We start from the raw sequence: 10,996 nt of genomic DNA, 5'->3' as shown, positions 1-10,996 counted from the left end.
GACGTGGACCAGCGAAGCGAGGAGTGGCTCGACCAGATCGTCTTCCGCTGGGAGGGCAACCGGGACCGCAACGGCACGGGCATCACCGCGGCGGCGTACTCGTGCGCGGGGGAACGCGCCGAGGAGTTGAGAGAGGAACTGGCGCCGCTGCTGCGGGTGGAGGGGAGCGAGCGGCCGAGCCAGGTCCGCCAGATCAGCAAGAGCGGTGACGTGGTCGTCATCAACCGCAGGAGCGGCTTCGACGCCCATGGTCGCACCAGTACGGAGTCCCATGCCCTGGTCGGCGGTCGCAACGTCCTCAAGCCGCGGTTCTGTCTGACGCTCAGTGAACTCCCGGTTCCCGCAGCCGGTCTGGCCGGTACCGGCATCCGCGGGCTGCGGCAGGCGGCGCCCGAGGCGTTCGGCGAGACGGTGGAACGGGAGTGGCGGCGGTTCAGCGCGCGGGTGCACACCGTGGCGCGTCCGCTCACCGTGGTGACGGGCCAACTGCTGCGCACCCCGGAGCGTTTGATGTCGATCCGGATCCCGGACTTCTCCGTGGCCGGGGCGAACGACACCCCGCTGCTCGTCTGGGGGCTGTGCGGCATCTTCGGCGACTGGCTCGGACAGGACTACTGGACGTACGCGACCTGCGACACCTCCGACACCCATGGGCTGCGTGTGGTGGGTGTGCCGACCTGGCGCAGGTCGGCGACCGCGGACGCGCGGGTGGAGCGGATCACGCTCGGGAACGCGCCGCAGGACGAGGCCGACGCGGTAGCGAGGGAGCTGGTCCGGCTGTTCGTGTCGGACCCGGATTACGCGGCCGACCTGCGGCGGCTGTTCAGGCAGGTGCCCCTGGACACCGATCTGCCGGTGCCCGAACGGCTGCTCGCGCTGGGCCGGTTGCTCGGGACGACCCGCGGCATCCGGAACCGGCCGACGGAGCCCGGGAGCGCGCTGCCGGAGCCGGTCCATGGCCCCGGAGCGGACCCCGCCCATGGGCCCAGGCCGGAGCCGGCCCACAGGCCCGAGGCGGATCCGCTCCAGGGCACCAGGGGGGAGCCCCTTCACGGGCCGGTCGCGGGGCCGGTCCACGGGCCGGTCCCGGAGACGGTTCACGGGTCCGGCCCTGGTCCTCGTCCGGGTTCCGGGCGTGGTCCGGAGGGCGGTCACGGCCCTGCCGCGGAGACGATTCACGGTCCCGGTCCCGGCCATGCACCCAGCCCCGGTCCCGGCCCCGGTCCCAGCCCCAGCCCCGGTCCCAGCCCTAGCCCCAGCCCCAGCCCCGGTCCCGGCCCCAGCCCCGGTTCGGGGAACGGTCACGGGTCGGTTGCGGGGCCGGTTCACGGGCTCGGCCCTGGTCCTCGTCCGGGTTCCGGGCGTGGTCCGGAGGGCGGTCACGGCCCTGCCGCGGAGACGATTCACGGTCCCGGTCCCGGCCATGGACCCAGCCCCAGCCCCAGCCCCGGTCCTGGTTCGGAGGCCGGTCACGGGTCGGTCGCGGAGCCGATCCACGGACCCGGGCCAGTAGCCGGTCCCGGTCCCGGCCCCGGGCCGGAGACCGCTCGCGGTTCGGCCGCAAAGACCGGGTACAGGCCGGTCGGTCCGGCTTACGGCCCGGTCGGCGGTTCGGGGGGTGGTCCGGTCGGGCCGGGGGCCGGCACGGCGGCGGTCCGGCCGCCGGATTCCACCGATCCTTACGCCGGCGCACACCACCACACGCCCCAGGGCACCGGACGGCCGGACACCGGGACCACCGGCGGCCCCGGCCCGGCCCACGGGGCCGACGGATACGCGGGGCCCGACGACGCATCCGGTCCCGGTGCGGACGGAGGACCGTACCGGGACCGGCTGTACGGGCACCAGCGTGAGCGACGGCCGCGCATCCAGCCGTACTCCGTGCCCGCGACGGGCCGTACCCGGCGCCCGCCCGCCCAGGAGCCGACGTCCGCCACGGCACCGCCGCCGTCCCGGCCGGTGCCGTCCGCCCGCCCGGCCACCGATGCCCCCCGACCCGCGCACACCCCGCCGCACCCGCCACCGCATCCGGCACGGGCGGTGGAACCGCAGGAGACGACCCCGGAGCGGTCCCCGGACGGACGCCCGCCCTGGCCGGCCGGGCACCACTGGGAGCTGCCCGAGCTGCCGACACGGGGTGTGCGCCTGGCGCGCAGACTCGGCCTCGCTCGTCGGCGGCACGAATCGCGGAGGTCGTCGTCGGGGGGCCTCGACCTGCTGCCCGACAGCGAACTGCTCGAACGGCTCGCCAGGCAGGACGTCCCGCGGGAGGAGGCCGACCGCGTTCTCGTCGCGCTGGCGGCCAAGGCGGGCTGGCGCACCCTGCCGGAGGCGGACGAGGTCTGCCGACGCCTGCTGAGGCAGAAGCTGTTCCTGCGCCACCGCCGTACCACCGCCGCCGGGAGGTCGGGCGAACACGACGACCACCTCACGGCGGAGACAGCCGTCTGGCTGCTCCACTGGGCCGTCCTCCCGTACGCCGGGCATCGGGGTATCGAGGACGGTCTGGTGAAGCTGTTCCGCGGGCTGCGCGAACAGGGCGGTCCGGTGGAGCGCCGCTTCCTTGAGCTGCTGCTCGATTCCCCCGTCCACGGCATGCCGAAGCTGCCGGACCGGGTCTGGTACGAACTGGCCCGGCACCTGCGCAAGGTCCCCGCCGGGCCGCCGCGGGAGGCCGCCCCCGAGCCGCCCGAGCCGTCGGCGCCGGTCGTGGCACGTCGTACGACACCCGGTGACGGCCACCGGGCGGACTCGTCCGACGACCGGTGGCTGTTCTGCTTCCTCGCCGTGAGCTGCGTGGCCGTCCTGCTTCTGCTGTTGCTGATCGACCGATGGTGACGCGACGGATGGTGACGCGACCGTCGGCGGTGCGGTCAGAAGGCGCGGGACGGGCCCGGCGCGGCGTCCGTGTCGCGCCGGGTGACGGCGAGGTAGCCGACGAACCCGACGATCGCGACCGTCCAGGCGGCGGTGACCGGCGCCAGTCCGAGCCCGAGGCCGCCGCGGGTATGGCCGAGCGCCATCCAGTCGGCGAGGGAGGCACCGAGGGGCCGGGTGATGACGTACGCCGTCCAGAAGGCGGCCACCGCGCCCAGGACGCCGAAGCGATGGGCCAGAGCGGGCACGCAGATCGCGGCCGTGAACAGGACGACCGAGCCGAGGTAGCCGAAGCCGGTGGTGGCGGTGAGGTCACCCGCGGCGGTGCCGAGGGCGAAGGTGGCGAGCACGGCCGCCCAGTAGAACGCCTCGCGCCGGCGGGTGCCGATGCTGTGGATGGACAGCGTCCCCTCGACCGCGTACCAGAGCACGAAGACCGCGGCCAGCACGGCGAGGAAGGCGGGGGTCGAGACGGCGTACGGCACGCCGAGGCCGACGTGCAGCACGTCGGCGGCCATGGTGCCGAACACGCTGACCATGACGACGGCCGTCCAGTAGGCCCAGGCGACGTACCGGCGCAGCGCGAACTGCACGGCGAGGGAGGCCACCAGGGCGAGGCCGCCGAGCCCGACCGCGGGGACCGGACCGAGCAGTCGCGCCAGGAGGTCCGACGCCGTCTCGCCCATGCCGGTGGTCAGCACCTTGATGATCCAGAAGTAGGCGGTCACCTCCGGCACCTTGTTCGCCATCCGGTGTACGGGTATGCGGGGCCGGTCGTCGAGGATGTGCTCTGCGGTCATGATCCGCACCTTGGCACCCCGACCCTGAACGCAGCCTGAACGGCCGTCCGCGCACGGGTCCGGCCCCGTTCGGGGGGAACTCAGGAGGAGCTCAGGCGGAGCTCTCCCCGAGCAGCTCCCGCAGCACCTGCTCCTCGGCCGGGCTCAGTCCGGTCACGAAGTGCTGGAGCGCGGCGATCGGGTCCGGGCCCCGGTCGAGGGCGTCGCGCATCGCCTCGGCGGTCAGCTCGGCCGCGTCGCGCGTGGGCCGGTACGCACCGCGCCGCCCGTCGGCGTCGCGCAGCACGAGTCCTTTGTCGTACAGACGTTTGAGGATGGTGTGGACGGTGTTGTAGGCGAGGTCGCCGCCGAGCTCCGTCTGGATCTCGGCCGGGGTCCGGGGCAGCTCCGCCGCCCACAGTGCCGCCAGGACCGCGCCCTCCAACTCGCCCGCACTGCGCCGTCCGGGTCTCTTGTGTGGGCCGGTGCCAGCCATGTCGGCCACCTTACCGAGACGGGCGGATATCTTCTCACCTGCCTTTAACCCTACAAAATGTAGGGTGTGATGCGACCCTACATTTTGTAGGGGAGTCGATCCCGTGGCGCGCTACGACGAGAGGTGCACGATGGCCGACGGCTCTCCCTTCGTCCGGCGCGCCCGAGGACCGGCGTGACCGCGACCGACCTGCCGGTGAGCACGGGCCGACGCCGGTACTGGCGGCTGGGGGTCACGCTCGCGGTACTCCTGGCCGCCTGTGGGGTCCTCGTCGCGCGCCGGGACGTCCTCGACAGCGGGGCCGACCGGCTCGCCGCCGCCGACCGCGCGTGGCTGTTGCTCGCGTGCGTCGCCGCCGCGTCGACCTGGGTGTGCGCGGCCGTCGTCCAGCAGGGCGCGGTGACCGAACGGCTGCCACGGCGAAGGCTGGTGGCCGCACAGTTCGCCGCGTCCGCCGCCAACCATCTCCTCCCGGCCGGGGCCGGGGCGACCCTGGTCAACCTGCGCTTCCTGACCCGGTGCGGGCTGTCCGCGACCCGTTCGGCGACCGCGCTCGCGGTGAAGGCGGCGGCCGGCGGGCTGGTCCGCTGCGTGCTGGGCCTGACCCTGCTGCTGACCTCGCCGGACACCGTACGGGTGCCGGCGCGCGTGCCGCAGGGGCTGGTGCTGCTGCTGCCGGTGGCGGCCGGGGCCGTGGTGCTGGCCGTCGCGGCGAGCGCCCGGCTGCGGCGTGCCGTGGGCCGGGCTCTCGCGGAGGTGCGGGAGGTGCACCGGTCCCGGGCGCGGGCCTGGGCGCTGTGGGGCGGCTCGACCGCGTTCGCGCTGCTGCACGCCGGGGTGGTCGTCGCCGTCGTCCACGCGCTCGGCCTCGGGCTGTCCACGGGCCATGTGGTCATGGCGTACCTCGTCGCCAGCGGTGCGGCCGCGCTGCTGCCCACGCCCGGCGGTCTCGGTTCCCTGGACGCCGCGCTCGCCCTGGCTCTCACCGCGGACGGGGCGCCGGGACGGGCGGCGATCTCGGCCGTCCTCGGCTACCGCCTGCTCACCGCGTGGCTGCCGATGGCTCCCGGCCTGCTGGTCCTGCTCCTGCTCGCACGGCGCTCGGCACTCTGAGGGCGCCCGGCCCGTCGGGTCCGGTTTCTCCCGCTCCCGCCCGTCGCGGGAACGCCTCACCCTCCCTGATCGTCTACAGTGTCGTAGACCGACTACACGTCTGTAGTCGACTGCTGTGGACGTGTCGGACTCCGGCCGGACGCCTGGTGTCCCGCAGTCCACGGGGTGCGAAGGGAAGAACTCATGCCGATGAACACCGCTTTCGGCGGCGCGTCGATGGACGGCTCCGCCTACCGGGACGTGGTCGGTCTCGCGGGGCGTTCGCCCGGATGGCTGGACACCGCGGTGTCGGCGTGGTCGACGTACGGACTCGCCCTGTTCGCCGTCCTGATGGTCGTCGGCTGGTGGCGGGCCCGGCGCGAGGGGGCCGCGCGGACGGTGACGGCCCTGGCCGTGCCGGTGGTCGCGGTGCTGGCCTACGGCGTGGACTCCGTGCTGAAGCTGCTGGTCCGCGAGACCCGGCCGTGCCTGACGCTGCACGTGCGCACCCTGGAGACGTGTCCGGCACCCGGTGACTGGTCGTTCCCCAGCAACCACACGGTGATCGCCGCCGCGTGCGCCGTGGCCCTGCTGTCCGTCTCGCGCCGGCTGGGCGCGGTGGCGGTCGTGGCCGCGCTGGCGATGGGCGTGTCCCGGGTCTGGGTCGGCGTGCACTATCCGCACGACGTGGTCGCGGGAATCCTCGTCGGCGGACTCGTCGCCCAGGGCCTCATGACCTTGGTGCGGCGCCGGGCGGACACGCTGGCGCGCCTGCTGACAGCCACTCCGCTGCGCCCGCTGCTGCCCGCCTCCTGACGCTGGGCGTCCCAAGTAGGCACGGGATCACCCCTGCTGACGCGCTATTGGCCCTGCATACGACACACGGTACTGTCGTTCTGATACGACGACGGGATCACGGAAGCCGGTGAGAATCCGGCACGGTCGCGCCACTGTGGACGATGCCTCCTCGACGGGGCGCATCGCGAGTCAGACCCGGGGCCGTCGTCCTGTGCACCACCGAGATGGGACGCGAACTCCCAGAGGAGGCCCTGCCATGGCGCAGCACGTCGCTCAGCCGACCGCCACCACCCCCGTCGTCACCGGCAAGCTGCCGTTGAAGGACATTGCCCCCTGGGCGGTCTTCTTCGGCATCCTGATGCTGGTCCTGCTGTACTTCGTCGGCGCCGAGCAGGGCGCCACCTCCGTCGTCTCCGGCGAGGACGTCCACGAGTGGGTGCACGACGCCCGCCACCTGCTCGGCTTCCCCTGCCACTGACGAGGGGCGCCGAACTCCCGTGAACTCCGCAACAGTGAGAAACCTGCTCGTGCGGGGCATGCTCGCCGGCCTCGAGGTCGGCGTGCTCGCCCTGATCGTCGCCTACTTCCTCGGTGAGCCGAGCGTGGACAGCGCGATCGGCTTCGAGGAGGCGCACGCGCACGCCCACGAGCACGAGGTCGAACTCGTCTCCCGCAGCCTCCAGTCCACCGCCGGCCTCGCCACCGGCGTGCTGATCTACGGCGTGGCGTTCGGCGGCATCGCCGCCCTCGCCTTCTGCTTCGCCCTCGGGCGCGTCGGCCGCTTCGGCCCCCGCGCCACCGCGCTGCTGCTGTCGGGGACCGCGCTGCTCGCCGTCTACGTCGTGCCGTTCCTGAAGTACCCCGCCAACCCGCCGTCGGTCGGCGACCCCGACACCATCGGCAAGCGCACCACGCTGTACTTCCTGATGATGGTCCTCAGCGTGCTCCTCGCGGTCGCCGCGGTGATCGCGGGCAAGCGGCTCGCACCGAGACTGGGCACCTGGTACGCCACCGTCGTCGCCGTCCTCGGCTTCATCGCCGTGATCGGCCTGGCGTACGCGTTCCTGCCCGTCGTCAACGAGGTCCCGGCGGACTTCCCGGCCACCCTGCTGTGGCGGTTCCGGCTCTCCGCCCTCGCCATCCAGGCCACGCTGTGGGCGGGCTTCGGCCTCGTCTTCGGCGAACTGGCCGAGAGACTGCTGCACCCGAAGCCCGCACGGGTCGCCGCGGGTTCGGCGGTGACCGCCCCGTAGCGACCCCGTCGTCACGCCGAGAGGGCCCGCGGATCCGTCCGCGGGCCCTCTCGGCGTCAGTGACGTGTGCGTCCGGTGACCCGTGCATGCGGTGGCGTGTGCTGTCGGTGATGCGCCGAGGGCGATGCGCCGCGGGTGAGGTGCGCGGTCAGTCCTGCGGGCCGGCCGTCACAGGACCTAGCGGCCGGCCGAGCCGGAGGTTCCAGCGGTGCGCGCGTCCGGTGAGCTCGGTCGCCGTCAGCGGCGGCACGTCGAGGCGCCAGAAGGCGGCCTCGGGAGCCGCCAACGCATGGATCACCGCGGCCCGTACGATCTCCGGCTCCACCACGGCCAGCACCCTGCCGTCGCTTCCCGCCGACGCCTCCAGCCAGCGGGCGACCCGATCGCATACGTCCCGCACCGACTCCCCGCCGTGCGGAGCGGCCCCCGGGTCGGACAGCCAGCGCGCCAGCTCCTGCGGCTCCGCGGCGGCGACCTCGTCGAGGGTCAGGCCACGCCAGCGCCCCATGTCCCCGCCCGCGAGCGCCGGTTCGCCGGTCGCGTCGAGACCCAGTTCCGCGGCCGTCCGGCGGCAGCGCACGCTCGGTGAGGCGAGGACGCGGACGGCCGGCGGCAGGGAGCCGGCCGCCGCCCGGGCCCGCGCGGCACCGCGGTCGTCGATCGGGTCACCGTCGTCGAAACGAGCCCGGCGCAGCGACGAACTCGTCGCGGGCGTGATGAAGGTGACACGGCTCGTCACGTGGTCGCTCCTCCTGTGCGGATCCCGGACTGCCGGTCCGGGGCCCATGAGGGTATCCGGCCCGGCGTACCGGCCGTCGGCGCCGACGGCCACGGTGAAGTGCCGCCCGCCGCCCGCCGCCCGTCGCGCGCCGCCTGTCACCCGCTGCCCGTCAGCGCCCTCGGTCACCACCATTGCCGACCGCTACGCACCTCGCTATGTTAATCGAAAATCACATCTGCGCGACAAGGTTCATCGCGTGTTGATCGTGCAACTGGCAAGTCTGCGACGGAACTTGTAATCATCTGACCCATCAGGGAAGCAGGTAAGTCAATGGAGAACCTCAGCAGGCGCAAGGCTCTGTCACTCGGTGTCGCGCTCGGTCTCGTGGGTGTGACCGGCCCCGCCCGGGCCTGGGCGTCGACGGGCTCGGTGTCCGCGGCCGCCGCCGGAACCGGCCCGGAGTGGATCTGGGACAGCCTGGCGGACCCTCTGATGGCTTCGATGCTCGACAACGGACACGTGCCGACGATCAACACGGCCTGGGCGTCGTGGGTGAACAACAACGACCCGCTGCCCGGCGGCGTACCGGCCGAGTTCACCGCGTACCTGCAACAGGTCAACGTGCTGCCCACCTGGGCCGACCCCGCCAAGCTGGCCCGTGCCGCCGACTTCAACCGGCGCAGGGACACGTACCTGTTCATGCTGTACGGCCTCGGCAGCGGAATCATGAGCACCGTGATCCCGCGCGAGGCGAGGAGCGTCTACTGGTCCGCGGGCGGCGCCAACATGCAGGACCGCGCCGCCAAGACGTTCACGTTCGGCTACGACCTGTCCCAACTGGGAGCCTTCCAGCCGACGGGCCAGTTCGTCGTCACCGCCAACAAGACCCGCGTGGTGCACGCGGCGGTGCGTCACCTGCTGCCGCAGTCGCCGCACTGGAAGGCGGTCACCGACGAGACCACCCCGATCAGCGCCGCCGACATCCTGGTCACCTTCCACAGCCTGGGCACCTACGTGCACCGCAAGCTGCTCGACTGGAAGATCCCGTTCCCGGCCGCGGACCAGGAGGCCTTCCTGCACTCGTGGCAGGTCGCCGTCCATCTGCTCGGTGTGCCGGACGAGCACATCCCCCAGACCTGGGCGGCCGCCGAAGCGCAGTCGGCGCAGGTGCTCACCCCGATCCTCACCCCGACCACCGAGGGCATCGCACTGGCCGAGGACCTGCTCGGCCTGACCGCACAGGTCGACCTCGGTGTCACCCGCGGGTTCCTGAACGAGTTCGTACGCTACGTCCTCAGCGACCAGGTCGGCGACTGGCTGGGGCTGACCCGCGACTACGCGTCGGCGGCCCTGATCCGCACCGCGTGGCCGGCGTACATCCTGTTCCGTGAGGGGCTGTCGCCCGTCATGCCCGGCACCTTCTACCTGTTCGACCAGTTCATCCGCACCCTGGCGATGCTGTTCCTCAACAAGGGCGCCTCCGGGACCACCACCCCCATCACGATCCCCACCGCGAACCGGGCGGCCTGAGCCCTCGATCCGGCCGCTCCCACCCGCACCCGCCCCGTCGGCCGTCGGACCGAGGGGCGGGCGCGGCGGGGCTCACAGCCCCAGCGCCCCCACGACCAGGGCGGTCACGGCCTCACGATGCCCGGGGCTGTCCCGCCACCGCAGTCTGCGTCCCGCCTCGACCACCACGCCGAACCCGGCGTGCGCCAACACTCGGGCCTGGCGCGGGTCCAGTTCCGGACGGACCAGCCTCAACTGCTGCTCCCAGACGGCGATGTGTTCCCGCTGCGCGAGGACCAGGGGCCGCCGCAGCTCGGCCGGCAGGCCGGCGAGTTCGGCCTCGGCGACGCTGTTGAGCTCGGTGCACTCGAAGCAGTAGGCCACATAGGTCGCGGCCAGCGCGACCACGGCCTCGTGCGGGCCGGTGACCTCCCGCAGGCTCTGCTCCACCCCCTGGGCCAGCACTCCCGCCGCCTGAAGGCAGGCGGCGGCCAGGATGTCGATCTTGCCGGGGTAGTGGCGGTAGAGCGCGGACGGGGTCAGCCCCACCGCCTCCGCGATCTGTCCGTTGGTGACGTTGGCGAATCCGTCCCGGGCGAACAGCGGGACGGAGGCCGCGAGTATCTCCGCGCGACGGGTGCGCGGCACCGGCCGGGCGGGCAGCTCGACCGGGTGCGCCCCCGTCCGGGCCGCCGCGGGATCGGTCGCGGCCACGCGCAGCGCGGACGCCAGGAGCAGGTCCTCGGCCCGGCGCGCGGCGATGGAGGTGTGATGCATCGTGATGGACCCGATCGCACCGAGGGCCGCCATGGCCCGCAGACGCTCGTCGGACAGGGGGTGTTCGCGCTGCACGGCCTGCTCGACCCGCTCGACGAGGCGGCCGAACTTCACCGCGAGACGCCGGCGGTCGTCGCGGTCGAGGTACCGGGCCTCCCAGCGGTACACGCCGCCCGACGCGCGATGAGCGACGGTGATCCGGGTGACGGCCGTGAGCACGTCCGTCAAGGGCGCCTCGGACGGCACCTCGTCGAGCGCGGCGACCAGTCCGTCCACCATGACGTGGGCGCACGCCGCGAACAGGGCGTACTTGTTCGGGAAGTGCCGGTACAGCGCGGCCGCCGTGATCCCCACACCGGCGGCGACCTCCTCCATGGAGGCGTTGTGGTAGCCGCGCTCGCTGAAGACCCGCCCGGCCGCGTCGACGATGAGCTGCTTGCGGTTGCGGGGCCGGGTCGCCGCGGTCGGACCGGCGGCCGAACGGGCGGACGGGGAGGCGGGAGCCATGCGGATCAGTCAATCACACGCCGTCAGGAGGCCCCGCTCCCTCGACGCGGCAGGAGGCAGCCGGGAGGTGGTGGGCGCCTCCCGGCTCCCGCCTCCCGGCTCCCGCCTCCCGGCTCCCGCCTCCCGGCTCCCGCCTCCCGGCTCCCGCCTCCCGGCTCCCGCCTCCCGGCTCCCGCCTCCCGGCTCC

The 10,996-nt window shown here is 73.4% G+C and carries 10 protein-coding genes and 1 riboswitch; of the genes, 6 read left to right on the top strand and 4 right to left on the bottom strand.

Translation table 11 applies throughout. The features are described 5' to 3' along the window. Positions 1–3: 3 nt before the first annotated feature. Positions 4–2,838, top strand: a complete 2,835-nt coding sequence (locus ACWC24_RS09375) for a hypothetical protein (protein ID WP_450662225.1) — start codon at positions 4–6, stop codon at positions 2,836–2,838. A gap of 35 nt (positions 2,839–2,873) precedes the next feature. Here ACWC24_RS09375 and ACWC24_RS09370 read toward each other — a convergent pair whose 3' ends face one another. Beyond that, the gene (locus ACWC24_RS09370; protein ID WP_450662224.1) at positions 2,874–3,677 is read right to left on the bottom strand and encodes a COG4705 family protein; all 804 of its coding nucleotides are present in this window, start codon (positions 3,675–3,677) and stop codon (positions 2,874–2,876) included. Positions 3,678–3,768: 91 nt separating this feature from the next. After that, positions 3,769–4,152: a BlaI/MecI/CopY family transcriptional regulator gene (locus ACWC24_RS09365; RefSeq protein WP_450662223.1), complete on the bottom strand. Its 384-nt coding sequence runs from the start codon at positions 4,150–4,152 to the stop codon at positions 3,769–3,771. A gap of 174 nt (positions 4,153–4,326) precedes the next feature. On the opposite strand from ACWC24_RS09365, the gene ACWC24_RS09360 reads away from it, so the two are divergent. From ACWC24_RS09360 to ACWC24_RS09345, 4 genes are all read left to right on the top strand, one after another. Beyond that, complete coding sequence (locus tag ACWC24_RS09360; RefSeq protein WP_450662222.1) at positions 4,327–5,265, top strand: lysylphosphatidylglycerol synthase domain-containing protein; 939 nt, start codon at positions 4,327–4,329, stop codon at positions 5,263–5,265. A 189-nt stretch (positions 5,266–5,454) separates the two neighbouring features. Continuing rightward, positions 5,455–6,060 (top strand): phosphatase PAP2 family protein, encoded by a 606-nt coding sequence (locus ACWC24_RS09355; protein WP_450662391.1) that lies wholly within the window; start codon positions 5,455–5,457, stop codon positions 6,058–6,060. 49 nt (positions 6,061–6,109) lie between these two features. Continuing rightward, a riboswitch (cobalamin riboswitch) is annotated at positions 6,110–6,262 on the top strand. A 36-nt stretch (positions 6,263–6,298) separates the two neighbouring features. After that, positions 6,299–6,520 carry a CbtB domain-containing protein gene (locus tag ACWC24_RS09350; protein ID WP_152894620.1) on the top strand — a complete coding sequence of 74 codons (222 nt, stop codon included), beginning with the start codon at positions 6,299–6,301 and terminating at the stop codon, positions 6,518–6,520. A 19-nt stretch (positions 6,521–6,539) separates the two neighbouring features. Continuing rightward, positions 6,540–7,295 carry a CbtA family protein gene (locus ACWC24_RS09345; RefSeq protein ID WP_450662221.1) on the top strand — a complete coding sequence of 252 codons (756 nt, stop codon included), beginning with the start codon at positions 6,540–6,542 and terminating at the stop codon, positions 7,293–7,295. 148 nt (positions 7,296–7,443) lie between these two features. Here ACWC24_RS09345 and ACWC24_RS09340 read toward each other — a convergent pair whose 3' ends face one another. Beyond that, entirely contained in the window at positions 7,444–8,034 is a 591-nt protein-coding gene (locus ACWC24_RS09340) for a histidine phosphatase family protein (protein WP_450662220.1), read from the bottom strand. A gap of 312 nt (positions 8,035–8,346) precedes the next feature. Here ACWC24_RS09340 and ACWC24_RS09335 point away from each other — a divergent pair, with 312 nt between their 5' ends. Beyond that, positions 8,347–9,546, top strand: a complete 1,200-nt coding sequence (locus ACWC24_RS09335) for an oxygenase MpaB family protein (protein ID WP_450662219.1) — start codon at positions 8,347–8,349, stop codon at positions 9,544–9,546. A 72-nt stretch (positions 9,547–9,618) separates the two neighbouring features. Here ACWC24_RS09335 and ACWC24_RS09330 read toward each other — a convergent pair whose 3' ends face one another. Beyond that, positions 9,619–10,809 (bottom strand): TetR/AcrR family transcriptional regulator, encoded by a 1,191-nt coding sequence (locus ACWC24_RS09330; protein ID WP_450662218.1) that lies wholly within the window; start codon positions 10,807–10,809, stop codon positions 9,619–9,621. Between the last annotated feature and the right edge of the window lie 187 nt (positions 10,810–10,996).

This window comes from Streptomyces sp. NPDC001443 (assembly GCF_053597355.1).
This window is presented reverse-complemented; position numbering and strand designations above follow the sequence as displayed.

Coding starts and splice junctions, on each gene's coding strand:
- ACWC24_RS09370 (WP_450662224.1), bottom strand. CDS start 3,677: ATGACCGCAGAGCACATCCTCGACGACCGGCCCCGCATACCCGTACAC.
- ACWC24_RS09365 (WP_450662223.1), bottom strand. CDS start 4,152: ATGGCTGGCACCGGCCCACACAAGAGACCCGGACGGCGCAGTGCGGGC.
- ACWC24_RS09355 (WP_450662391.1), top strand. CDS start 5,455: ATGAACACCGCTTTCGGCGGCGCGTCGATGGACGGCTCCGCCTACCGG.
- ACWC24_RS09350 (WP_152894620.1), top strand. CDS start 6,299: ATGGCGCAGCACGTCGCTCAGCCGACCGCCACCACCCCCGTCGTCACC.
- ACWC24_RS09335 (WP_450662219.1), top strand. CDS start 8,347: ATGGAGAACCTCAGCAGGCGCAAGGCTCTGTCACTCGGTGTCGCGCTC.
- ACWC24_RS09330 (WP_450662218.1), bottom strand. CDS start 10,809: ATGGCTCCCGCCTCCCCGTCCGCCCGTTCGGCCGCCGGTCCGACCGCG.